The organism is Allobosea sp. Leaf344 (assembly GCF_001426225.1).
Taxonomy (GTDB): Bacteria; Pseudomonadota; Alphaproteobacteria; order Rhizobiales; family Beijerinckiaceae; genus Allobosea.
On the sequence record NZ_LMRT01000001.1, the window covers coordinates 794,891 to 816,685 of the forward strand.

The 21,795-nt window shown below is 69.2% G+C and carries 23 protein-coding genes; 14 read left to right on the plus strand and 9 right to left on the minus strand.

Translation table 11 applies throughout. From position 1 onward, the window contains the following. Positions 1–90 precede the first annotated feature (90 nt). The 3 genes from ASG72_RS03610 to ASG72_RS03620 all read left to right on the plus strand — a co-directional run bounded on the left by ASG72_RS03610 (position 91) and on the right by ASG72_RS03620 (position 3,751). Positions 91–1,932, plus strand: a complete 1,842-nt coding sequence (locus tag ASG72_RS03610; RefSeq protein WP_056709094.1) for an SbmA/BacA-like family transporter — start codon at positions 91–93, stop codon at positions 1,930–1,932. A 24-nt stretch (positions 1,933–1,956) separates the two neighbouring features. Continuing rightward, the gene (locus ASG72_RS03615; RefSeq protein WP_200939882.1) at positions 1,957–2,550 is read left to right on the plus strand and encodes a hypothetical protein; all 594 of its coding nucleotides are present in this window, start codon (positions 1,957–1,959) and stop codon (positions 2,548–2,550) included. A 226-nt stretch (positions 2,551–2,776) separates the two neighbouring features. Further along, a complete protein-coding gene (locus ASG72_RS03620; RefSeq protein ID WP_056709098.1) occupies positions 2,777–3,751 on the plus strand; it encodes a lysylphosphatidylglycerol synthase domain-containing protein in 975 nt (324 codons plus the stop codon). A 63-nt stretch (positions 3,752–3,814) separates the two neighbouring features. On the opposite strand, the gene ASG72_RS03625 is transcribed toward ASG72_RS03620, so the two are convergent. Both ASG72_RS03625 and ASG72_RS03630 read right to left on the minus strand, forming a co-directional pair. Further along, positions 3,815–4,006 (minus strand): CsbD family protein, encoded by a 192-nt coding sequence (locus tag ASG72_RS03625; RefSeq protein ID WP_056709100.1) that lies wholly within the window; start codon positions 4,004–4,006, stop codon positions 3,815–3,817. 103 nt (positions 4,007–4,109) lie between these two features. Then, positions 4,110–4,961 carry a helix-turn-helix transcriptional regulator gene (locus ASG72_RS03630; RefSeq protein ID WP_056709103.1) on the minus strand — a complete coding sequence of 284 codons (852 nt, stop codon included), beginning with the start codon at positions 4,959–4,961 and terminating at the stop codon, positions 4,110–4,112. A 132-nt stretch (positions 4,962–5,093) separates the two neighbouring features. Between ASG72_RS03630 and ASG72_RS03635 the strand changes: the two genes are divergently transcribed. Next, positions 5,094–5,504, plus strand: coding sequence for a hypothetical protein (locus ASG72_RS03635; RefSeq protein WP_056709106.1), 411 nt, complete (start codon positions 5,094–5,096; stop codon positions 5,502–5,504). A gap of 69 nt (positions 5,505–5,573) precedes the next feature. On the opposite strand, the gene ASG72_RS03640 is transcribed toward ASG72_RS03635, so the two are convergent. The 4 genes from ASG72_RS03640 to ASG72_RS03655 all read right to left on the minus strand — a co-directional run bounded on the left by ASG72_RS03640 (position 5,574) and on the right by ASG72_RS03655 (position 8,515). After that, positions 5,574–6,371 (minus strand): MetQ/NlpA family ABC transporter substrate-binding protein, encoded by a 798-nt coding sequence (locus ASG72_RS03640; RefSeq protein WP_082540046.1) that lies wholly within the window; start codon positions 6,369–6,371, stop codon positions 5,574–5,576. Between the two features lie 102 nt (positions 6,372–6,473). Continuing rightward, positions 6,474–7,139, minus strand: a complete 666-nt coding sequence (locus ASG72_RS03645) for a methionine ABC transporter permease (RefSeq protein ID WP_056709109.1) — start codon at positions 7,137–7,139, stop codon at positions 6,474–6,476. Then, positions 7,129–8,235: a methionine ABC transporter ATP-binding protein gene (locus tag ASG72_RS03650; protein ID WP_056709112.1), complete on the minus strand. Its 1,107-nt coding sequence runs from the start codon at positions 8,233–8,235 to the stop codon at positions 7,129–7,131. The genes ASG72_RS03645 and ASG72_RS03650 overlap by 11 nt, the downstream gene beginning before the upstream one ends. Positions 8,236–8,242: 7 nt before the next feature. Next, positions 8,243–8,515, minus strand: a complete 273-nt coding sequence (locus ASG72_RS03655; RefSeq protein ID WP_244488677.1) for a hypothetical protein — start codon at positions 8,513–8,515, stop codon at positions 8,243–8,245. 422 nt (positions 8,516–8,937) lie between these two features. Here ASG72_RS03655 and ASG72_RS03660 point away from each other — a divergent pair, with 422 nt between their 5' ends. After that, entirely contained in the window at positions 8,938–9,342 is a 405-nt protein-coding gene (locus ASG72_RS03660; RefSeq protein ID WP_056709117.1) for a hypothetical protein, read from the plus strand. Positions 9,343–9,441: 99 nt separating this feature from the next. Further along, the gene (locus tag ASG72_RS03665) at positions 9,442–9,930 is read left to right on the plus strand and encodes a copper chaperone PCu(A)C (RefSeq protein WP_244488678.1); all 489 of its coding nucleotides are present in this window, start codon (positions 9,442–9,444) and stop codon (positions 9,928–9,930) included. An 87-nt stretch (positions 9,931–10,017) separates the two neighbouring features. On the opposite strand, the gene ASG72_RS03670 is transcribed toward ASG72_RS03665, so the two are convergent. Further along, entirely contained in the window at positions 10,018–10,743 is a 726-nt protein-coding gene (locus ASG72_RS03670; RefSeq protein ID WP_156395769.1) for a hypothetical protein, read from the minus strand. Between the two features lie 198 nt (positions 10,744–10,941). On the opposite strand from ASG72_RS03670, the gene ASG72_RS03675 reads away from it, so the two are divergent. Further along, positions 10,942–12,180, plus strand: a complete 1,239-nt coding sequence (locus ASG72_RS03675; protein ID WP_244488679.1) for a multidrug effflux MFS transporter — start codon at positions 10,942–10,944, stop codon at positions 12,178–12,180. Positions 12,181–12,366: 186 nt separating this feature from the next. Here ASG72_RS03675 and ASG72_RS03680 read toward each other — a convergent pair whose 3' ends face one another. Next, the gene (locus ASG72_RS03680) at positions 12,367–12,576 is read right to left on the minus strand and encodes a cold-shock protein (RefSeq protein ID WP_054210450.1); all 210 of its coding nucleotides are present in this window, start codon (positions 12,574–12,576) and stop codon (positions 12,367–12,369) included. A 220-nt stretch (positions 12,577–12,796) separates the two neighbouring features. Between ASG72_RS03680 and ASG72_RS03685 the strand changes: the two genes are divergently transcribed. The 4 genes from ASG72_RS03685 to ASG72_RS03700 all read left to right on the plus strand — a co-directional run bounded on the left by ASG72_RS03685 (position 12,797) and on the right by ASG72_RS03700 (position 17,500). Beyond that, positions 12,797–13,483, plus strand: a complete 687-nt coding sequence (locus ASG72_RS03685; protein ID WP_056709127.1) for a fumarylacetoacetate hydrolase family protein — start codon at positions 12,797–12,799, stop codon at positions 13,481–13,483. A 42-nt stretch (positions 13,484–13,525) separates the two neighbouring features. Then, positions 13,526–14,455 (plus strand): dihydrodipicolinate synthase family protein, encoded by a 930-nt coding sequence (locus tag ASG72_RS03690; protein ID WP_056709131.1) that lies wholly within the window; start codon positions 13,526–13,528, stop codon positions 14,453–14,455. Positions 14,456–14,666: 211 nt separating this feature from the next. After that, positions 14,667–16,841 (plus strand): protein-disulfide reductase DsbD domain-containing protein, encoded by a 2,175-nt coding sequence (locus tag ASG72_RS03695; protein ID WP_200939883.1) that lies wholly within the window; start codon positions 14,667–14,669, stop codon positions 16,839–16,841. 23 nt (positions 16,842–16,864) lie between these two features. Continuing rightward, positions 16,865–17,500 carry a thioredoxin family protein gene (locus ASG72_RS03700; RefSeq protein ID WP_156395770.1) on the plus strand — a complete coding sequence of 212 codons (636 nt, stop codon included), beginning with the start codon at positions 16,865–16,867 and terminating at the stop codon, positions 17,498–17,500. Positions 17,501–17,519: 19 nt separating this feature from the next. Here ASG72_RS03700 and ASG72_RS03705 read toward each other — a convergent pair whose 3' ends face one another. Then, complete coding sequence (locus ASG72_RS03705) at positions 17,520–17,963, minus strand: hypothetical protein (RefSeq protein WP_056709140.1); 444 nt, start codon at positions 17,961–17,963, stop codon at positions 17,520–17,522. 73 nt (positions 17,964–18,036) lie between these two features. Here ASG72_RS03705 and ASG72_RS03710 point away from each other — a divergent pair, with 73 nt between their 5' ends. The 3 genes from ASG72_RS03710 to uvrB all read left to right on the plus strand — a co-directional run bounded on the left by ASG72_RS03710 (position 18,037) and on the right by uvrB (position 21,368). After that, positions 18,037–18,255: a DUF2945 domain-containing protein gene (locus ASG72_RS03710; protein ID WP_056709142.1), complete on the plus strand. Its 219-nt coding sequence runs from the start codon at positions 18,037–18,039 to the stop codon at positions 18,253–18,255. Further along, a complete protein-coding gene (locus tag ASG72_RS03715; protein WP_056709145.1) occupies positions 18,255–18,578 on the plus strand; it encodes a hypothetical protein in 324 nt (107 codons plus the stop codon). Before ASG72_RS03710 ends, ASG72_RS03715 begins: the two co-directional genes overlap by 1 nt. A gap of 111 nt (positions 18,579–18,689) precedes the next feature. Then, on the plus strand, positions 18,690–21,368 hold the full coding sequence (uvrB, locus tag ASG72_RS03720) for an excinuclease ABC subunit UvrB (protein WP_056709147.1): 2,679 nt from the start codon (positions 18,690–18,692) through the stop codon (positions 21,366–21,368). Positions 21,369–21,795: the final 427 nt, after the last annotated feature.

Below are 21,795 nucleotides of genomic sequence, written 5' to 3' on the forward strand. Positions count from 1 at the left end.
GACGCCGGCAAATCGTTCAGGTCGAGTTCATCCGGCACACTTTAACCCGGCAAGCTCGTTCCGGTTGCGGGCTGTGGGGGGCCGTCTCTGTTGCCGAATACGGCCGACACCCGCGATGCGGAGCGCCGATCGAGCGATTGGCAGGTCGCGCTGCGCTTCGCGCAGCTGACCGGCGGCTTCTGGCGTGGCGGGAGCGCCGGCCGGGCCTGGTTCTGGACGGTCTCGCTCGCGGCCGGCATCATCCTCGGCGTCTTCGCCAACGTCACGATCAACCGCTGGAATGGCTGGTTCTTCGACGCGCTGGAGACGCGCGACGCCGACAGCGCGCTGATCGCCATGGCGGTCTTTCCCGTGCTGGTGCTGATCGCCGCCGGGCTCGGCGTGGTCATCCTGGTGTCGCGCGAGACCTTCCAGGTGTTCTGGCGGGAATGGGTGACGGCGAAGCTGGCGGATCGCTGGATCGGGCAGCGGCGCTTCTACCGGCTCAGCCTGTCCGGCTACGAGCCGGCGCATCCGGAATATCGCATCGCCGACGACGTGCGCTGGGCGACCGAGCCGGTCGTCGATTTCGCCATCGGCCTGCTGTCGGCGATCATCACCGCGATCACCTTCATCGGCATTCTCTGGAGCATCGGCGGCTCGCTGCGCGTCGGCCAGGGCGCGCAGGCGGTGGTCATCCCCGCCTATATGGTGCTGGCGGCCATCGCCTATGCGGTCATCGTCTCGCTGCTGATCACCATCGTAGGGCGCAGGCTGCCGCGGCTGATCGCGGCCCGCAACGAGGGCGAAGCGAGGCTGCGCTTCGCGCTGATGCGGATCCGCGACCATGGCGAGACGATCGCGCTCGCGCGCACCGAGGCCGGCGAGCGGCGGGCCGTGTCGGCGACCTATGGCGGGCTGGTCGAGCGCTGGCGCGCGATGATCCGCCAGCGCGGCCGGCTGACCTGGATCACCAACGGCTCCGGCGCGCTGGTGCCGGTGGTGCCGCTGCTGCTGGCGGCGCCGAAATATCTCTCCGGCGAGATGTCGCTCGGCGGGGTCGTGCAGGTCGCCGCGGCGTTCATCGCGGTGCAGAACGCCTTCAACTGGCTGCTCGACAATTTCATGCGCATAGCCGAATGGCTGGCGGCGGCGCGCCGCGTCAACGAGCTGGCGGATGCGCTGGCGAAGGTCGATGGCGACGCCCCGCGCGACCATCTGACCGTGATGCCGAGCCCGGACGAGCGCCTGCGCCTCGATGCGGTGACGCTGATCGACCGGGACGGCCGGACCCTGGCCGCCGATATCGGCTTCAGCCTGCCGCCGGGAGCAGTGCTGCATCTGTCGGGCGAGCTCGGCCTCGGCAAGGCGGCGCTGATCCAGGCGATCGCCGGGCTCTGGCCCTGGGGCCGCGGCGAGATCGCCCTGCCGGACCAGGCGCTGGTCTGCGTCGTGCCGCACCAGCTGCACCTCACGGAAGGCAGTTTGCGCGCGGTGCTCGACACCGATCTGACCCTGCCGACCGAGCGGCTGACGGAGGCGCTGCGCCGCTACGGGCTGTCGGGCCTGGCGGGACGGCTGGATGAGCCCTGCGACTGGGACAAGGAGCTGGCGCTGGGCGACCGGCAGCGGCTGGCGCTCGCCCGCGCCGAGCTCGCCCGGCCCGACATCCTGCTGCTCGACGAAGCCACCAGCGCGCTCGAGCCGGAGGTGGCGCTGGAGCTGATCGAGCGGCTGCGCGACGACAGGCCCGACGCCATCGTCCTCGCCTTCGGCCAGAGCGCCGGCTTCGGCGAGGCCGCCACCCATCGCGTGGTGATGAAGCGCGCCGGCGGCGTGGTCCGCATCTCGAGCTCGGACCAGCTGCGCCCCTGCCCCCCTCCGGATGCGGCGGACGAGACCCGCCCGATCCTTTCCGGCGTCGGCGCCATCGCGCCCGAACGCCCTGTGTGACGCCAGCCAATGGAGCCTTCCGGCATGACCACCGCCCAGACCAGCACCGCCGCCCCGATGAATATCTGGGACGTCTATTGGGGGTTGCGCGTCGACCAATGCCCCTGCGACGTGCATTTCGTCGAATGGCTCGAGGAGCAGGGCGTGACCGGCCAGCGCATCTTCCATTTCGGCACCGGCGGGCATCATTATGTCGGGATCCGCTGCGCCGAACCCGAGCTCGACTGCACCGTGCTGGGCATCACCGCCTCGCCCAAGGAATATGACGCCTTCGTCAAGCTGGCGACGCAGAACCCGACGATCACCAAGCATTACAGCGCCTATTTCGGCGATATCTACACCAGCAACGCCAGGCTGCTGCCGCGCTTCGACATCGTCACCCTGTTCCATTCCTGCGAATTCCGCAGCGAGGCGAACGATGCCTATGGCGCCCTGACGGATCGCGAGGTGATGGACCTGTTCACTGCGCAAACCGATGCGGGCGGGCACATCCTGTTCTACACCGGCTCCTTCGCCTATGCCTCGGCCGAGCCGATCATCGCCGAATGGGCGGCGCAGGCCCCAGTCGAGGAGATCGCGCCCTTCAAGACGCTGCGCGTGTTCCGCAAGAGGGGCTGAGCGCCCGGCACCGATCGGCAGGGTGCGCGGGACCGGGGCCGCGGCGCGGCGCGGTCGTCGCGGTCCTGCGCCCGCCGGAGCCGATGCTGCGTCACATCCGTGCCTTGTGCATCCGCGATAAGGCGCTATCTCTCCGGTCGTCGGCCGCGCCCGCGACCACTTGCCCTCCCGGCCAGGCCCTGCGATCCGCGGGGCCGGATCTGGCCAGCATCTTCGAGTCCGCCTCATGTCCTTCGGCCAGGATGAGCCTCTACTGCCTCCGCGCCGGCGCAGCCGCTGGTGGTGGCTCGGTCCGCTCGCCAGCGCGCTGATCTTCTGCGCCTCGCTGGTCGTCCTCTGGATCATCGTCAAGGAGATCGAGCCCGGCGAGCTCGGCAAGGCCTTCGCCGATGCGAGCCTGCGCCAGCTCGGCCTGGCGCTGGCCTTCACCGCGCTGAGCTATCTGCTTCTCACCGGCTATGATGCGCTGGCGCTGAAGCGGCTCGGCCTGTCGATCCCCTATCGCACCACCGCGCTCGGCTCCTTCACCAGCTATTCCGTCTCCTTCACCCTCGGCTTCCCGATCGTGACCGCCGGCACGGTGCGGTACTGGATCTATGCGGCGAAGGGGGTGCGCGCCTCGGAGGTGGCGAGCCTGACGGTGATCGCCGGCATCACCTTCTGGCTCGGCCTAGGCGCCGTGCTCTGCGCCAGCCTGTTCTACGCCTCCGGCCAGGTCGCGGTGCTGGCGCGCACCAGCCCGCTGGTGGTCCAGGCGATGGGCGCCGCGGTGGCGGCCGGAACGCTGGGCTACCTCATCTGGATATCCTCGGGCGAACGTACCATCCGGGTCCGGGGCTGGAACCTGCCGCTGCCGGGGCTCGGCATCACGCTGGCCCAGATGCTGCTCGGCGCGGCGGAAGTCTGTTCGGCGGCGGCCGTGCTGTTCGTGCTGCTGCCCGGCGGGCATAATCTGGAATATCCGACCTTCCTGGCGGCCTATGTCTTCGCCTGCCTGATCGGGATCGCCAGCCATGCCCCGGGCGGGCTCGGCGTCTTCGAGGCGACGATCCTGGTGGCGCTGAGCCGCATGCCCTTCGAGCAGGTGCTCGGCGCGCTGCTGCTGTTCCGCATCATCTACTACCTGCTGCCCTTCATCCTGGCGCTGGTGCTGCTGGCGCTGAACGAGATGATCCGCCGCATACGGGGCGGGCAGCGCTAGGCCGAGGCGTAACGAAAAACGGGCCCCCTTTCGGGAGCCCGTCATCATTATATCGAAGAAGCGTCAGACCTTGTCGACGACGTTCTTGACGGCATCCTTGCCCTTGCCGACGGCCTGCTGGGCCTCGCCCTTGCGCTCCTGCGCAAAGCCCTCGGCTTCCAGATCCGGCTTGTCCATCATGCGGCCGGCGGCCTGCTTGATGTTGCCGGCGGCCTCGTTGGCCATGCCCTTGATCTTGTCGCCAGTGCTACCCATGATTTGGCACTCCTTCGGTTGAACTCGCGCCGCTCCGCGGCTGTGCAGGAGAAACCGGGCAAAGGCGATTTGGTTCCAGCGGCGCGCCGCGATCTCGCGCCCCTCAGCCGCCGCGCCTGTCCTTCGCCATCGCCTCCAGAACGGCCCGGGTCGCGGCATCGGCGGGGAAGAAGGTTTCCAGCGCGAGCTCCGACAAGGTGATGTCCACCGGCGTGCCGAAGACGGTCGTGGTCGAGATGAAGGAAAGCACCTGCTCCCCCAGGCGCAGCTGCAGCGGGATCGCTATGGCGATGTCCTGTCCGGGCCGCTGCTCCTGGCTCAGCCCGTGTCCATGCTGTCGGGCGGGCGCCTGTGTTTCGCAGGGCGCGGGATAGGCCGCGAGCTCCTCCATCAGCGCCGCCAGCTCGCCATCCGCGGTAGCCCGGATCTGCTGGCGCAGGCGGGCGAGCAGATGCTCCCGCCAGGGCGCGAAATTCACGATCAGCGGCGCCAGCCCCTGCGGATGCAGCGACAGCCGCAGCACATTGACCGGTGGCCGCAGCAGATCGGGATCGGCCGCCAGGCCCATCAGCGGCGCGACCGCGGCATTCTTCGCCATCAGCGTCCAGTGCCGGTCGACGGCGAGCGCCGGATAGGGCTCGTGCCCCTCGAGCACCGCATCGATCGCGGCGCGGGCGGCGGCGAGGCCGGGATCCTCCCAGCTCCGCTCCAGGAAGACCGGGGCATAGCCGCCGGCGGTCAGGATGGCGTTGCGCTCGCGCAGCGGCACGCCGAGCGTCTCGCAGAGCAGCAGGATCATGTCCCGGCTCGGCTGCGAGCGGCCGCTTTCCACGAAGCTGAGGTGCTTCTGCGAAATCTCGGCCTCGAGCGCAAGATCGAGCTGGCTGAGGCGGCGGAGATGGCGCCAGTCGCGGATGAGGCGGCCGGCATGGGGCTGGGGCTGATGCGTGTTCATGGCGGCAGCATCGGCGAGACCGGCGGGTCCGGCAATTACCTCCGGCTTAATCGACCGGCCGCCGCGACGAGGGCAGCATCGCCCCATCAACCGGGGCGCCGGCCAGGCGCACCACAGCCAAGGAGACACGACATGACGACCCTCGTTCCTGCCCGCCTGCTGCGCCAGGCCCTCGCCCTCGATGCCTTCGCCTGCGCCGGAATGGGCCTGCTTCTCGCCACCGCCGCGACGCCGCTTTCGCCCCTGCTCGGCCTGCCCGAGACGCTGCTGCGGGGGGCGGGCCTGGCGCTGCTGCCCTGCGCGCTGGCCCTGGCCTGGCTCGCCAGCCGCCAGACCCTGCCGCGGATCGCGGTGCTCGCCGTGATCGGCGTCAACCTGTTGTGGATCGCCGACAGCCTGCTGGTCCTGGTCGGCGGCTGGTTCCAGCCGAGCGGGCTCGGCATCGGCTTCGTCCTGGCCCAAGCGGTCGCGGTCGGGATCGTCACGGAAATGGAGCTGATCGGGCTCAAGCGCTCCGCCTCGCAGGACGTCGCCCGAGGCTAGTCTGCAGGCTCTCGGCCCATGCCCCTCCCCGCAGGGGGAGGGGTTTTCCTGGCTTGGCCGAGCGCGGCCTCACCAGCTCGCCAGCACCGCGCCCTTGAAGCGCGCTGCGATGAACTCCTTGATCTCCGGGCTGCGATAGGCCTGGAGCAGCGCCGCCACCCAGGGCTTGTCCTTGTCGGCGGCACGCACGGCGATCAGGTTGACATAAGGCCCCTTGGGATCCTCGCGCAGGATGGCCGAGGTCGGCTCGATCTTGGCGTCGACCGCGTAATTGGTGTTGATCGCCGCCGCGGCGACGTCGTTCAGCGAGCGCGGCGTCTGGGCGGCGTCGATCTCGATGATCTTCAGCTTCTTCGGATTGGCGATCACGTCGGCGGGGCTGGGCTTGAAGCCGACGCCGTCCTTCAGCTTGATCGCGCCCTTGTCCTGCAGCAGCAGCAGCGAGCGCCCGCCATTGGTCGGATCGTTCTGGATGGCGACGGTCGCCCCCTCCGGCAGCTCGGACCAGCTCTTGTACTTCGCGGAATAGATGCCGAGCGGGAAGTTCACGGTCAGGCCGACACTGACCAGCTTGTAGCCGCGATCCTTGATCTGATTGTCGAGATAGGGCTGGTTCTGGAAGGAATTCGCCTCAAGCTCGCCGGCATCCAGGGCTTGGTTGGGCACGACGTAATCCGAGAATTCGATGATCTGCAGCGTGATGCCCTGCCGGGCCAGGATCGGCTTCACCTGTTCCAGGATCTCGGCATGGGGTCCCGGCGAGGCGCCGATCCGCAGGGTCTGGCCCTGCTGCGCGAAGGCCTGGGTGCCGAGCCCGAGGGCGAGGCCGGCGACGAGCACGATGCGGCGGGTCGAAAGCGTGGTCATGGTCTTCTCCTGAGGTTGAACGTGATTGCGGGACGAGCCCGGTCCTCGCGGCCCGGGATCGGGCCGCGTGTCCTGCGGGCAATGGTGAAGAGGGGCGGACGGTCAGGCCTGGCGCAGGCGCTTGTTGAGGCGGCGGGCGAGCCGGTCACCCAGGCTCTGCACGGTCTGGACCAGGATGATCAGCACGGCGACGACGGCGGCCATGACATCGGGCATGAAGCGCTGATAGCCATAGCGGATGCCGAGATCGCCGAGCCCGCCGCCGCCGACCGCGCCGACCATGGCGGAAAAGCCGAGCAGGCTGACCAGCGCCAGGGTCAGGCCGAGCACGATCGCCGGCAGCGCCTCCGGAACCAAGACCTTGCCGACGATCTGAAGCGGGCTCGCCCCCATCGCGCGGGCGGCCTCGACCAGGCCCTGATCGACCTCGCGGATCGCCCCCTCGATCAGCCGCGCGATGAAGGGGATCGAGGCCACCGTCAGCGGCACGATCGCGGCGGTGGTGCCGATCGAGGTGCCGGCGATCAGGCGCGTGAACGGGATGATCGCGACCACGAGGATGATAAAGGGGGTCGAGCGGGTGGCGTTGACCACGGCGCCGAGCAGGCCGTTGGCGATGGGGCTCGCGAACAGCTCGCCGCGCCGGCTGGTGGCGAGGAAGACGCCGAGCGGCAGGCCGAGCAGCGTGCCCAACCCGGCCGCGATGGCGACCATCAGCACCGTATCGGCCGTGGCCTGAACGATGAGGCGCAAGATCTCAGGCGACATGGCCGAGCACCTCCGTCCGCAGGTCGAGGCTGCGCAGCGCGCCCAGCACGGCGGAGCGCTCCGGCTCCTGCGCCGGAACCTGCACGAGCAGGCTGCCGAAGGGCCGGCCGGCGATGGCGTCGATGCGCCCGGCGAGGATGTTGACGTCGATGCCGAGCGTGCCGCTGAGCCGGCTGATCACCGGCGCCGTCGCGTTCTCGCCGGTGAAGGTGATGCGCAGCACCGTGGCGCCGCCGGGCTGCGGCTCCGGCCGCAGCCTCTCGGCGAGGCCGACCGGCAGCTCGACCCCGGTCACCGCCTCGACGAAGCGGGCGGTGGTGGGGTGCTGCGGCCGCGTCAGCACGTCGAAGCTGTCGCCGGATTCGACGATCCGCCCGCCCTCGATCACCGCGACACGGTCGCAGATCTCCTTGATCACCGGGATCTCATGGGTGATCAGCAGGATGGTGACGCCGAGTTCGCGATTGACCCGGCGCAGCAGGGCCAGGATGGAGCGGGTGGTCTCGGGATCGAGAGCCGAGGTCGCCTCGTCGCAGAGCAGCACCTTCGGCTCGGTGGCGAGAGCCCGCGCGATGCCGACGCGCTGCTTCTGCCCGCCCGAGAGCTCGGCCGGGTAGCGCGCGCTCTTGTCGGAGAGGCCGACCAGCGCGAGCAGCCGCGTCACCTGCGCCGCGATCGCGTCGCGGTCCGCTCCGGCGATCTCCAGCGGCAGCGCGACATTGTCGAACACGGTGCGGGAGGAGAGCAGGTTGAAATGCTGGAAGATCATGCCGGTCGCCCGGCGCCGGCCGCGCCAGCCGCGCTCGCTCAGAGCCGTGACGTCCTCGTCCTCGATCAGGATGCGGCCGGAGCTGGCCCGCTCCAACCCGTTGACGAGCCGGATCAGCGTCGATTTTCCGGCGCCGGACCGGCCGATGACGCCGAGAATGGCGCCGCGCGGCACCTCCAGGCTGATCTCCTGCAGGGCTGTGACCTCGCTCTGGCCCTTGCGGGCGGGAAAGCGCTTGGCGACGCGCTCGAAGCGGATGATCGGCGGTTGCCCAGGCGGCAGCGGCAGCGCCGCCGCGAAACTATCGGGCTTCAGGGGAATGGTCATGACGGCCTCAGATGGGATAGCGGGCGCGGCGGGGCGCGGCGAGCAGCCTGGCGGCCTGCTCGGCCGCCAGCGGCGTGGCGAAGCGCTGCCCCTCCAGCCGGTGGAAGGCGGAGGAGGCGGCGATGAAGGTGAAGAAGCGCTCGTCCGCCGCGCGGCTGACGAGGCCGGCCTGGGTGTCGCCGATCTCGATGACATAGGCCTGCGTGGCGCCCAGGGACGGGAGCGACGCGGTTGCGGGCCGGCCCTGCGGGGCCGGGGCGAATGTTTGGACTTGGACCATGGTTTGCCTCCGCCGCGGATGCGGCGCCGATGACGTGACGGGGATGCGGTCAGTGCGAGACGGCTGCGGCCGCCTCAATTCCGGTCAGCGTCGACAGCAGCCCATCGAGGCGGGCTTCAGGCCTTGCGGGGACAGCGGCGTCGTCGTGATCATGTCTGTGCTCCTCGAGAACGGAGTCCACGACCCGGGCCGTGGCGCTTTAGCGTTTGGTGACGCGGCGCAAGCTGCTTGCTCAAATCCCCGCGACCAGCCGGTCGCCCGGGCTGATGCGACTAATCTGGCAAGCAGCGTCCTGTTTGTCAACCGCAGCGTTCTTTTAAAGAAACGTGAGCCTGGAGCAGCCCGTTCTCCTGCGGCGCGCCGAAGCAGAACGTCCCTCGCTTTGCCGGAGGAAACGCCGTCCGACTGCGACGACTGGCATCTTGACGCGCGCGGCCCGGCGGGAGCATCTGCTCGCCATGGCGGCCCGCTTCCCCCTTCTTGCCACGCTGCGACGCTCGATGATCGGCGCCTGGCTGGCTTGCGCCTATGCGCTGGCCGTCGTCGCGGCCGGTCTCGCGCCGTCGCCCGCCGCCGCTTGGCCCGCGGAACTCGGCGCACCCCAGCTCTGCTCGGGAGACGCCGCTCCGGGATCGGAAACCCCGTCCGAGCCTGCCCATTGCAAGGGGTGCCTCGCCAGTTGGCCGGTCGCCCTGCCGCCGGACGTTACCGCGCATGTGCCGCTGCGCCTGCCGGTCGTCCTGGCCGCCGCGCCCCATGCGAGCGCGCCCGCCCATGCGGCGGCGCCCTTCGGCCTGCAGCCGTCGCGCGGGCCGCCTCTCGGCTGAGCCTGCACATTTTCCCGAGCCCTTTCCGCGTCGCCAGATCGCAGCGCCCGCGCATGCTGCCGGCCGATCTGTGCCGCTCACTTCCGAATGGATATTTCGATGAAACGCTCTCTCTCCCTCATCGCCGCCTCGGCCCTGATCTGGGGTGCCGCCGCCGCGACCGCGCATGAATACAAGGCCGGCGCCCTCACGATCGGCCATCCCTGGACGCGTGCCACGCCGGCCGGCGCCAAGGTCGGCGGCGGCTATCTCAGCATCGAGAACAAGGGCACGACGCCCGACCGTCTGATCTCGGCCAGCGCCAGCTTCGCCGGCAAGACCGAGATCCATGAGATGGCGGTGACCAACGGCGTCATGACCATGCGCCCGCTCGACAAGGGGCTGGACATCGCCCCTGGGGCCAAGATCGAGTTCAAGCCGGGCGGCTACCACATCATGTTCATGGATCTGAAGCAGCCGATCGAGCAGGGCCGGATGCCGAAGGCGACGCTGACCTTCGAGAAGGCGGGTCAGGTCGAGGTCGAGCTCAAGGTCGAGCCGGTGGGCGCGCGCAGCAGCGGCGACCAGGAGCATCAGCACAAGCATTGAGCCGGCCGGCGCCGACCCCGCCGCAACCGCCGGCGCAAGGGTCGGCGCCTGGGTCGGCGCCTTGGTCGGCGCCTTCTCGCCCACCCGTCATTTCAGCGCGATCACGATCAGCAGGAAGACGAGCACCAGGGTCATCTGCCGGACGGTCCAGTTGAGGCGGGCCAGCGCCTCGGCCGCCGTCTCGGCCGGATCCTCCTCGGCGGGCGCGGCCTCGATCTCGGCCGGCGCCTCGGGCTCGGGCGGCGTCGCCGCCCGCCAGCTCAGGCTCTCGACGAGGCCGCGCGCCGGGGTGGGCGAACCATCCTGCGACACGCCGAGATGCCAGGTCACCGGCCGGTCCGGCGGGCTGTCGCGCTCGCCATCGGCGACCCAGAGATTGGTGGTCGCGCTCAGCGAGACGAGCCCGGCCTGGCCCTGCCTCAGATCCTCCCTCAGCGCGGCGAAGGCGGCGGCCGGCAGCCACAGCGTCGCGGCGAGCCGCTCGCTCTCGCCATCGGCGAGAGCCTCGATGCCGAGCAGGATGCGTTGTCCCGAAGCCGATTCGGGCAGAGAACGGATCGTCAGGGCCAGATGCTCGCCGGCGATCGGCGCGCCGATCCGGTCCAGCCGGTCCGCCACCACCCGCGCCACGCCCTCGAGCCGGCGCTCGTCGTGCAGCACGCTTTCGCGCAGCGCGAAACCGCCGACCGGCTGCAGCGCCTCCGCCTCCAGCCGCAGCGGGCGGGCGGCGCCCTGGACGAAGCTGCCCGGCACGCCGGAGACCATCAGCCGCCCCTCCGACACGGTCACACGCTGAGGGCTCGTCTCGTTCATCATCGTCGCCTTTCGTCGCGGTGACGCTAGACCATCCCCGCTTCCGCTGCGAACGGCTTTTGCCGGCCGATGCCGTCCGCCGCCCGCGCAGCGCATGGCGACTGCCCCCGAGCCCGGCTTGCCGGGCCTGGCCGCGATGCCTACTCATGACCGGGCGGGGCCGCGCCGGGCAGCCGGCCCCCGCTCCAGCAGGCAGAGATGACAGACACCACCCCTTCCCCCCAGCCGCGCCACGGCATGGGCTTCAACGCCTTCGTGGCGCTGACCGCGGCGCTGATGGCGACCAATGCGCTGGCGATCGATTCCATGCTGCCGGCGCTGGCGGAGATAGCGGAGACGCTGGGCATCGCCGAAGCCAATGACCGGCAATGGATCGTGACCGCCTATCTCCTCGGCTTCGGCGTCGCGCAGATCGTCTATGGCACCTTGTCCGACCGCTATGGCCGCAAGCCGGTGCTGATGGCCGGGCTCGCTCTGTATGTGGTGGCCAGCATCGCCGCGGCCTTCGCCGGCTCCTTCGGCGTGATGATGCTGGCGCGCGTGCTGCAGGGCGTCGGCGCCGCGGCGACCCGGGTGCTGGCGGTCTCGATCGTGCGCGACTGCTATTCCGGGCGCGAGATGGCGCGGGTGATGTCGCTGGCGCTGATCGTCTTCCTGGCGGTGCCGATCCTGGCGCCCTCGATCGGCCAGATCATTCTGTGGTTCGCGCCCTGGCGCTGGATCTTCGGCGTGCTGACGATTTTCGGGGCGGTGGTGATGCTGTGGGCCGGGCTGAAGCTGCCGGAGACGCTGCAGCCGGACGATCGCAAGCCGATCGCGGTCGACAGCGTGCTGGCCGCTTTCCGGATCACGCTGACCACCCGCATCGCGGTGAGCTACATGCTCGCCATGGCCTTCATCGTCGGCGGACTGTTCGGCTTCATCAACTCCGCGCAACAGGTCTTCGTCGACGTGTTCCGGGCGCCGGAATGGTTCACGACGATCTTCGCGCTGATCGCCGGCGCGATGGCGGTGGCGGCCCTGCTCAATGCGCGCATCGTCGGGCGGCTGGGGATGCGGCGCGTCTCGCATGGCGCGCTGCTCGGCTTCATCGGCCTGACCAGCGCCCATGCGGTCGTTGCCGTGCTGGGGCAGGAATCGATGCTCAGCTTCGCGCTGTTCCAGGGCGGGGCGATGTTCTGCTTCGGCCTGCTCGCGCCCAATTTCGGCGCGATCGCGATGGATCCGCTCGGCCATGTCGCCGGCACCGCCTCATCGGTGCAGGGCTTCGTCACGACCTCGGGCGGGGCGCTGATCGGCTTCTGGATCGGCCAGATGTTCGACGGCACGGTGGTGCCGCTGACCCTGGGCTATGCGCTCTGCGGGATGGTGGCGCTGGCGCTGGTGCTGGTGGCGGAACGAGGCCGCCTGTTCAGGCCAGCGCAGGGCCGCAGCTGATCGGGGAAAGGGCCGGCGGGGCCGGCAGGCGAGCGGAGCGGATGCGAGCCCGCATCCATTTGTGTCGACCGCCGCCTCCTGGCGACGGGCATGCCCGGGAATCGTCTTCAGTCCGCTCAGATCGATAGAGATTCGCATTGGCGCGGGAAGCGTCGCCGCCGATCGGCCTCCCGTCTAAGGTCGCTCTCACGCAGTCTTGAGATTGACCGCCGAGGACTTGCCGGTCTTGCGATCGGCCTCGAGATCGTAGCTGATCTTCTGGCCTTCGTTCAGACCACGCATACCCGAACGCTCGACCGCGCTGATATGCACGAACACATCGCTGCCGCCCTGGTCAGGCGTGATGAATCCGTAGCCCTTGGTTTCGTTGAACCATTTCACGGTACCCGTGCTCACGTGCTGTTCCTTCAGTCTCTGTTCAGGCCGGCTCATGACGGCCCGGTCGGCACTCTAAGGCGCATTGCGGCGCGGACGCAATCACGCGCCGCAAAACGTCTATCGCGGCTGCGAAGGCCGTCTCGTCGAAAATGTCTCCGACGCAGCCCCCTTCACCGCCGCCGGCTCTTGCTCCGGCGATCCGGCTCCCGCATGAACGCGGAAACACAGGGAGCCCACCATGACAAATTACGTAATCGATCCGCCGGCCGTCATCGCTGTCCCGGTCGCCGGTGGCGGGTTCTTCCCGGTGCGCCGCGTGTTCTGCGTCGGGCGTAACTATGCCGAGCATGTCCGCGAGATGGGCGGCGATCCCGATCGCGAGGAGCCCTTCTTCTTCACCAAGCCCGCCGATGCGCTGGTGATCAACGGCGCCGACATGCCCTATCCCAGCAAGACCGGCGATCTGCATCACGAGATGGAGCTGGTCGTGGCGATCGGCACCGGCGGGCGCGACATCGCCGAGGCCGATGCTTTGGCGCATGTCTACGGCTATGCGGCCGGGCTCGACATGACGCGCCGCGACCTCCAGGCGACGGCCAAGAAAGGCGGCAAGCCCTGGGACATGGCCAAGGGCTTCGACCATTCCGGGCCGATCGGCGAAATCGTCCCCGCGAGCAAGGCCGGGCATCCGGCCGCCGGGAAGATCGAGCTGGTGGTCAACGGTGTGCCGCGCCAGAGCTCGGACCTCGCCAAGCAGATCTGGAACGTGCCGGAGACCATCGCCTATCTCTCCGGCCTGGTCGAACTCGCCGCCGGCGATCTGATCTTCACCGGCACGCCGGAGGGCGTCGCCGCCGTCGTCGCGGGCGATGTGCTGGAAGGCGAGATCGCCGGCGTCGGCACCGTGCGCACGCGCATCGTCTGAGCCGCCGGCGCCCTAGTCTCCGCAACAGAAGGACCGTCTCCCATGCCTCTCACCGCCGACGCCAGCGGCGTCTTCCCGATCGCGCCGACGCCGTTCAACGCCGATGGCACGGTCGATTGGGCCTCCACCGACCGACTCTTCGCCTATTACGACCGGATCGGCTCCAACGGCACGACGGTGCTCGGCATCATGGGCGAGGCGCCCAAGCTCGAACCGGAGGAATCCCTCGGCATCGTGCGCAGCGCCGTCAAGAACATGCCGGGCAAGCCGGTGATCGTCGGCGTCTCGGCGCCCGGCTTCGCGGCCATGCGCTCGCTGGCGCGGCAGTCGATGGAGATCGGGGCCGCCGCGGTGATGATCGCGCCGCCGCCGGCGCTGCGCACGGACGACCAGATCGTCGGCTATTACGCCCAGGCGATCGAGGCGATCGGCGCCGACATCCCCTTCGTGATCCAGGATTACCCGCTGACCCTGTCGGTGATCATGACCCCGGCCGTGATCCGCCGCATCGTCATGGACAACCCGTCCTGCGTGATGCTGAAGCACGAGGATTGGCCGGGGCTGGAGAAGATCTCGACCCTGCGCAAATTCCAGTCCGAGGGCAGCCTGCGACCGATCTCGATCCTGACCGGCAATGGCGGCATGTTCCTGGACTTCGAGATGGAACGCGGCGCCGACGGCGCGATGACCGGCTATGCCTTCCCGGAGCTGCTGATCGACGTGGTCGGCCTGCAGAAGGCCGGCAAGCGCGACGAGGCGCATGACATCTTCGACGCGCATCTGCCGCTGCTGCGCTATGAGCAGCAGCTCGGCATCGGGCTCGCGGTGCGCAAATACACGATGATGAAACGCGGCATCCTGGCCAGCGACGCGCAGCGCAAGCCGGGCGCCGCGCTCAGCGCCCTGGCCAAGACCGAGGTGGACTATCTGCTCGCCCGCGTCGCCCGGCACGATCCGCGCGCCCAGATCTGACGGCACGGCCACGGCATCGGGAAGCGCAATCCGGCGCTGTCCCGGTCCGGCCGGGCGATCCAGGCGGCCGCTCGCGCCGGCCGCGCTTGCGGCGGCGGCTCTCTTCACGTCAGAGTCTCGTCGCCTTTGATCTGTATCACCCTGTTGTCATTGGCTCGGAGCCGCGAAATGCGGCAAGCACGGGCGGTCGGGGGAAGCGATGAGCGTGGCGATGCGTGAGGTCAGGATCGGCATGGGCCGGGCAGCGGGCGGGATCGGCCTCGCGCTGCTGGCGATGATGCTCGCCCCGGCGGCCGCGCTCGCCGCCGAATCCGCGGCCGTGACCTCCCCGCGGGTGAGCGCGACCCTGCTGTCCAGCCGCGACGCGGTGGCGCCGGGCGAGCGGGTCCAGCTCGCTTTGGTGCAGAAGATCGCCCCGGGCTGGCATACTTATTGGCAGAATCCGGGCGATTCCGGCGAGGCGACGCGGATCGAATGGGAGCTGCCGGACGGCTATCGCGCCGGCCCGATCGCGTGGCCCGCGCCGAAGGCGCTGCCGGTCGAACCGCTGGTGAATTACGGGTTCGAGGGCACGGTGCTGCTCCCGGTCGAGATCGCCGTTCCCGAAACGGCAAAACCCGGTGAGCGGCTGAGCCTGAAGGCCAAGGCGACCTGGCTGGTCTGCGAAAAGATCTGCATTCCCGAGGAAGGGGTCTTCGCCCTGGATCTTCCGGTCGCGGCCCAGCCGCTGGCCGATGCAGCGGCCGAGGCCCGGATCTCGGCGGCGCGCGCATTCTTGCCGCAGGAGGCCGGGTTCCGGGCCAGCCTCTCGGCGGCGGGCGAGGCGCTGACGCTGGCGCTGCCCGGCCTGCCGGCGGATGCCGGCAAGGTTCATTTCTTCCCGGTCCCGGACACGCTGATCGACCATGCCGCGCCGCAGCCGATGACGCGCCGGAGCGAAGGCGCGACGCTGCAATTGGCGCGCTCGAGCGCTTTCAAGATCGCCGACAGCGAAATCGCGGGCGTCGTCACCTTCGACCAGAACGGCACGCAACGGGCGCTGGCGCTGAGCGTGGCCGTCGATCCGGCGCTTGTCGGGGCGAGCGCCTCGGTCTCCGCCAGCCCGGCGGTCCCGCGCCTGCCGGCACCGATCGAGGGCGCCGATCTGACGTTGTGGTCGGCGCTGGCCTTCGCCTTCCTCGGCGGGCTGATCCTGAATCTGATGCCCTGCGTGCTGCCGGTGCTGTTCATCAAGGCGCTCGGCTTCGCCCAGCTGGCGCAGGCCAGCCGTCTCGAGGCGCGCGAACAGGGGCTGCTGTTCCTGGCCGGCGTGGTGGCGACTTTCCTGCTGCTGGCGGGGCTGGTGATCGGGCTCGGCGCGCTGGGCTCCAGCGTCGGCTGGGGCTTCCAGCTGCAATCCCCGCCGCTGGTGATCGCGCTGGCGGTGGTGATGACACTGATCGGCTTCAACCTGCTCGGCGCCTTCGAGATCGGCACCTCGGCCGCCGGGATCGGCAGCGGGCTCGCCAGCCGCGGCGGGCGGCTCGGCGCCTTCATGACCGGGGCGCTGGCGGTCGTTGTCGCGACACCCTGCACCGCGCCCTTCATGGGGGCGGCGATCGGTTTCGCGGTGACGCAGCCCCCGGCGCTCGGCCTCTCGGTCTTCGCCGCGCTGGCGCTCGGCTTCGCCACGCCGGTGGTGGCGCTGTCCTTCTCGCCCGGGCTGCTGGCGCTGCTGCCCCGGCCCGGCCGCTGGATGCTGGTGATGAAGCAGGCCTTCGCCTTCCCGATGTTCGCGACGGCGATCTGGCTGATCTGGGTGGCGTCGGTGCAGGCGGGGCCGAGCGGCGTGCTGGCGGCGCTGGTCGCGGTGCTCGCCGCGGGCTTCGTGGTCTGGCTGCTCGGGATCTCGCGCGGGACGGGGCGGCTGCGGCCGGTGCCGACCCTGCTCGCGGTTCTCGCCATGCTCGGCGCGGGCTGGTTCGTGGCGCAAAGCGCGGTGCCCGGTGCCGGCAACGAGGCCAGGGCCCAGGATGCGCAGGCCTGGACGCCGCAACGCGTCGCCGCGCTGCAGGCGAAGGGCACGCCGGTCTTCGTCAATTTCACCGCCGCCTGGTGCATCACCTGCCTGGCCAATGAGCGGGTCGCGCTCTCGCGCCAGGAGGTGAAGGACGCCTTCGCCAAGCTCGGCATCGTCTATCTCAAGGCCGACTGGACCAATCGCGACGCGATGATCGCGCAGGCGCTCGCCGAACATGGCCGCGCCGGCGTGCCGCTCTATCTCTTCTATCCCGGCCGGAGCGCGGCGCAGGCCGAGATCCTGCCGCAGCTGCTGACGCCCGACAGCCTGATCGCCGCCGCCGAGCGCGCCGCCGGGCGCGAGGCCAAAACCGCCGCCTTTCGCTGACCCCGAACCGCAGGAGACCGCCCGTGACCGCCAGCCTGACCCGCCAGAGTTTCATCGCCGGCCTCGCCCTCTCGGCCCTGGCCGCCCTGCCCGCCGTCGCGCAGGGAGCGCCGAAAATCGGCACGCCAGCGCCCGCCTTTCAGGCTGTCGATGCCGACGGCAAGCCGCGCAGCCTCGCGGAGTTCAAGGGCCGGACCGTGATCCTCGAATGGACCAATCATGATTGCCCCTATGTCCGGAAGCATTACGGCAGCAGCACCATGCAGACGCTGCAGAAGGACATGGCGCGCGAAGGCATCGTCTGGCTCTCGGTGATCTCCTCGCCGGTCGGGGAGCAGGGCCATGTCGACGGCGCCAAGGCGAAGGAGCTGACCGCCTCGCGCGATGCCGCCCCGACGGCGGTGCTGCTCGACCCCGACAGCAAGGTCGCCCGCGCCTATGGCGCGACCACGACGCCGCACATGTACATCGTCGATGGCCAAGGCAGGCTCGCCTATATGGGCGCGATCGACGACAAGCCCTCCGCCGGCGCCGCCAGCCTCGCCGGCGCCAAGAGCTATATCCGCCAGGCGGTCGCCGAGATGAAGGCCGGCAAGCCGGTGTCGGAAGCCAGCACCCGCGCCTATGGCTGCGCCGTGAAATATGCGCCGCTGAGCTGAAGCGGCCGCACCCGACCGGCTATTTCGCCTCGACCTTCTCGATCGCCGCGTTCAGGTCCTGCCATTCATGGCAGCGGCCGCAGAGCGCGGCGAGCCTCTCGCGATTGGCCTTGGCGGAGGCCATGTCGCCGGTCTCGATGAACCATTCCCCCTGATATTCGAGCGCCGGCAGGAAGGTCGGATCGCGCAGCAGCGCCGCGTCGTAATACTGCTTGGAGAGCGGGTAGTTCTTCAGCTTGCGATGCGCGTAGGCGAGCCAGTTCAACAGCACCGGCGAATTCGGCTGGCGCGCGAGCAGGCGTTCCAGCTTGTCGATGGCCGGCGGGAAATTCCGCTCCTCGATCCAGCGCCGGGCCGCGCGATAATCCGGATCGTCGTCGAGCGCCGAGACATCCGGTCCCACGGCGAGGGCGGCGCCGCCGATCAGCAGCAAGGCGATCGCGCCCATCGAGAATTTGTGCATCGCCACGTCCCTTCCGCCCGAAACCGCGGGGCTTTTGCCGCGTTGCCCCTCCCGAAACCCGAAGGAGACGCGCATGACGACCCCATTGCGAAAGGGTGCCGCCGTCAAGTGGCATTGGGGCAGCGGCACTGCCGAGGGCGAGGTGGCGGAGGTGTTCACCCGCAAGGTCAGCCGCACCATCAAGGGCAAGCGCATCCGGCGCAATGCCTCGGAGAAGAAGCCGGCCTATCTCGTGACCCAGGCGGATGGCGGAAAGGCCCTGAAATCCCATTCCGAGCTGGAGCGGCGCTGATGGCCGAGATCGACCTGACACCGCCCGTCGCCGCCGCCAAGGCCGCGGAACAGGGGCTGAAGCTGCGCGAGCAGCACAAGCGTGGCGGCACCCGCATCGGCGTGGCCCGCGCTCGCCAGCTGATCAAGCGCGCGCCGCTCTCCGCCGATGTCGTCAAGCGCATGGCCAGCTATTTCGCCCGGCACGAGGTCGACAAGAAGGGCAAGGATTTCGACAATGCCGAGAACCCCTCGGCCGGCTTCATCGCCTGGCAGCTCTGGGGCGGCGACGCCGGCCGCGACTGGGCCGAGAAGAAGAAGGCCGAGCTGGCGGAGAAGAGCTAGGCGCGGGCGGCCTCGCCAGGCTGACTACTCCTGTCATCTGCTGTCACCACGGCGCTGCGTTTCGCGCCTTCCCCTCTCGCATGCGAAGCCGATGCACCCCATATTGCCGAGATGTCCGACAGCAGCGCCAAATCCCGAACAGACAAGTCCCAGACCGAGAAGAGCAAGCCCGCCAAGAAGCCCGCCAGCGCCCGCACGCCCAATTCCAAGGCGAGCAAGCCGGCGCTGAAGCCGCTCGAGGGCTATCTCGCCGATCTGCTCAACCCGGCGATCAATCGCGGCACGGCGGTGCCCGGCGGCGCGGGCGGTTTCAGCGACCAGCCGCAGGCGGGCTATGAGCGCCCGGCCCGGCCCGGCGAGGACGCGCCCAAGCGCAAGGTCGGGAAGAAGGCCGATTCCGCCTTCGACGGGATCGAGGGCGAGACCGCGGCGTCGCGGACCGCGCAATCGCTGCAATCCCTGCTCGAGACCGGCAGCCCCTTCATCGAGCCGGGCAAGGCCTGGACGCCGCACCGGCCGCCGCGGCCGGTCAAATCCGAGGGCGGCATCCGTTTCCGGATGAATTCCGAATACCAGCCGGCGGGCGACCAGCCCGCGGCGATCGCCGAGCTGGTGGAAGGGATCACGCGGCAGGAGCGCGACCAGGTGCTGCTCGGCGTCACCGGGTCGGGCAAGACCTTCACCATGGCGCAGGTGATCGAGAAGACGCAGCGCCCGGCGCTGATCCTGGCGCCGAACAAGACGCTGGCGGCGCAGCTCTATGGCGAGTTCAAGAGCTTCTTCCCGGACAATGCGGTGGAGTATTTCGTCTCCTATTACGATTACTACCAGCCCGAGGCCTATGTGCCGCGCTCGGACACCTATATCGAGAAGGAAAGCTCGATCAACGAGCAGATCGACCGGATGCGGCACTCCGCCACCCGCTCGCTGCTGGAGCGCGACGACGTGATCATCGTCGCCTCGGTCTCCTGCATCTACGGTATCGGCTCGGTCGAGACCTATACGGCGATGACCTTCGGCATCAAGCTGGGCGAGCGCATCGAGCAGCGCCAGCTGATCGCCGATCTCGTGGCGCTGCAATACAAGCGCACCCAGCATGATTTCACCCGCGGCAGCTTCCGCGTGCGCGGCGACGTGATCGAGCTGTTCCCGGCCCACTACGAGGATCGCGCCTGGCGGATTGGGCTGTTCGGCGACGAGGTCGAGCAGATCTCGGAATTCGACCCGCTGACGGGGCAGAAGACGGCGGATCTCGAATTCGTCAAGGTCTATGGCAATTCGCACTATACCACGCCGCGTCCGACGCTGACCCAGGCTGTGAAGTCGATCAAGGAGGAGCTGCGCGGCCGGCTCGACGAGCTCAACCGGATGGGCCGCTTCCTCGAGGCGCAGCGGCTGGACCAGCGCTGCACCTTCGACATCGAGATGATCGAGGCCACCGGCTCCTGCAACGGCATCGAGAACTACTCGCGCTATCTCACCGGCCGCAAGCCGGGCGAGCCGCCGCCGACCTTGTTCGAATATCTGCCCGACAACGCGCTCGTCTTCACCGATGAGAGCCATGTCACCGTGCCGCAGATCGGCGGCATGTATCGCGGCGACTTCCGTCGCAAGGCGACGCTGGCGGAATATGGCTTCCGCCTGCCTTCCTGCATGGACAACCGGCCGCTGCGCTTCGAGGAATGGGACGCGATGCGCCCGCAATCGGTGCATGTCTCGGCGACGCCGGGCAGCTGGGAGATGGAGCGCACCGGCGGCGTCTTCGTCGAGCAGGTCATCCGCCCGACCGGGCTGATCGACCCGCCGGTCGAGATCCGCCCGGCCAAGCACCAGGTCGCGGATCTGCTCGACGAGATCAAGGAGGTCACGGCCAAGGGCTACCGCACGCTGGTCACCGTGCTGACCAAGCGGATGGCCGAGGATCTCACGGAATATCTGCACGAGAACGGGGTGCGCGTGCGCTACATGCATTCCGACATCGACACGATCGAGCGCATCGAGATCCTGCGCGACCTGCGGCTGGGGGCCTTCGACGTGCTCGTCGGCATCAACCTGCTGCGCGAGGGGCTCGACATTCCGGAATGCGGCTTCGTCGCCATTCTCGACGCGGACAAGGAAGGGTTTCTGCGCTCGGAGACCTCGCTGATCCAGACCATCGGCCGGGCGGCGCGCAATGTCGACGGCAAGGTCATCCTCTATGCCGACCAGATCACCGGCTCGATGGAACGGGCGATGGCCGAGACCAATCGCCGCCGCGAGAAGCAGGTCGCCTATAACGAGGCGCATGGCATCACGCCGCAGACGATCAAGCGCGCCATCGGCGACATTCTCGGCTCGGTCTATGAGCGCGACCACGTCACCGTCGATGCCGGCATGGGTGTCCCCGCCGCCGGGCATAATTTCAAGGCGGCGCTGGCCGATCTCGAGAAGCGCATGCGCGAGGCGGCCGCCGATCTCGAATTCGAGACCGCGGCCCGGCTGCGCGACGAGATCAAGCGGCTGCAGGCGACGGAGCTGGCGATCAGCGACGATCCGCTGGCACGGCAGGGCGATGTCGAGGCCTCGGCCGGCCGCTACAAGGGCGAGCGCAGCTATGGCGCGAGCGCCAACCTGCCGACCCGGGCGCGCAAGCCGACCGACGCCGATATGGGCCCGCATAATTGGGGCGGCGGCGAAGCCAAGCCGGTGGCGCGGGTGGCCCGGCCGAAAAAGCCGACGCTCGACGAGATGGGACCGAGAACCGAGCAGCGGCCGAAGGGAGCCGGTGAGCGGAAGGGGCGGCGGGGGTAGGGAGTTTTTGCGCTGCGGTGGAGAGTGTGCGCGGGGAACCCCTCTCCTGTAAGGAGAGGGGCAGGGCAGAGGTGTGGGCCGCAGGTTAAAGAGGCGCCGCGCCAACCGCAGCGCGCGGTCAGGGCTCGCCTCTTACGGATGACGGCCGACACCTCTCCCTGCCCTCTCCTTACAGGAGAGGGTTCTACCCGCGAGGTTCCGGTGGGTGGCTGCGTAGGGTGTGCAGCGACACGACCCGATTGGGAAGCAGGCGTGGGGAACCCCTCTCCTGTAAGGAGAGGGGCAGGGGAGAGGTGTAGGCCGCTGGTTAACGAGCCGCCGCGGCAACCGCAGCGCGCGGTCAGGGCTCGCCTTTTACGAATACCGGCCGACACCTCACCCTGCCCTCTCCTTACAGGAGAGGGTTCTACCCGCGAGGTTCCGGTGG

Coding starts and splice junctions, on each gene's coding strand:
- ASG72_RS03615 (WP_200939882.1), top strand. CDS start 1,957: ATGACCACCGCCCAGACCAGCACCGCCGCCCCGATGAATATCTGGGAC.
- ASG72_RS03620 (WP_056709098.1), top strand. CDS start 2,777: ATGTCCTTCGGCCAGGATGAGCCTCTACTGCCTCCGCGCCGGCGCAGC.
- ASG72_RS03625 (WP_056709100.1), bottom strand. CDS start 4,006: ATGGGTAGCACTGGCGACAAGATCAAGGGCATGGCCAACGAGGCCGCC.
- ASG72_RS03630 (WP_056709103.1), bottom strand. CDS start 4,961: ATGAACACGCATCAGCCCCAGCCCCATGCCGGCCGCCTCATCCGCGAC.
- ASG72_RS03635 (WP_056709106.1), top strand. CDS start 5,094: ATGACGACCCTCGTTCCTGCCCGCCTGCTGCGCCAGGCCCTCGCCCTC.
- ASG72_RS03640 (WP_082540046.1), bottom strand. CDS start 6,371: ATGACCACGCTTTCGACCCGCCGCATCGTGCTCGTCGCCGGCCTCGCC.
- ASG72_RS03645 (WP_056709109.1), bottom strand. CDS start 7,139: ATGTCGCCTGAGATCTTGCGCCTCATCGTTCAGGCCACGGCCGATACG.
- ASG72_RS03650 (WP_056709112.1), bottom strand. CDS start 8,235: ATGACCATTCCCCTGAAGCCCGATAGTTTCGCGGCGGCGCTGCCGCTG.
- ASG72_RS03655 (WP_244488677.1), bottom strand. CDS start 8,515: ATGGTCCAAGTCCAAACATTCGCCCCGGCCCCGCAGGGCCGGCCCGCA.
- ASG72_RS03665 (WP_244488678.1), top strand. CDS start 9,442: ATGAAACGCTCTCTCTCCCTCATCGCCGCCTCGGCCCTGATCTGGGGT.
- ASG72_RS03670 (WP_156395769.1), bottom strand. CDS start 10,743: ATGAACGAGACGAGCCCTCAGCGTGTGACCGTGTCGGAGGGGCGGCTG.
- ASG72_RS03675 (WP_244488679.1), top strand. CDS start 10,942: ATGACAGACACCACCCCTTCCCCCCAGCCGCGCCACGGCATGGGCTTC.
- ASG72_RS03685 (WP_056709127.1), top strand. CDS start 12,797: ATGACAAATTACGTAATCGATCCGCCGGCCGTCATCGCTGTCCCGGTC.
- ASG72_RS03690 (WP_056709131.1), top strand. CDS start 13,526: ATGCCTCTCACCGCCGACGCCAGCGGCGTCTTCCCGATCGCGCCGACG.
- ASG72_RS03695 (WP_200939883.1), top strand. CDS start 14,667: ATGCGTGAGGTCAGGATCGGCATGGGCCGGGCAGCGGGCGGGATCGGC.
- ASG72_RS03705 (WP_056709140.1), bottom strand. CDS start 17,963: ATGCACAAATTCTCGATGGGCGCGATCGCCTTGCTGCTGATCGGCGGC.
- ASG72_RS03710 (WP_056709142.1), top strand. CDS start 18,037: ATGACGACCCCATTGCGAAAGGGTGCCGCCGTCAAGTGGCATTGGGGC.
- ASG72_RS03715 (WP_056709145.1), top strand. CDS start 18,255: ATGGCCGAGATCGACCTGACACCGCCCGTCGCCGCCGCCAAGGCCGCG.
- uvrB (WP_056709147.1), top strand. CDS start 18,690: ATGTCCGACAGCAGCGCCAAATCCCGAACAGACAAGTCCCAGACCGAG.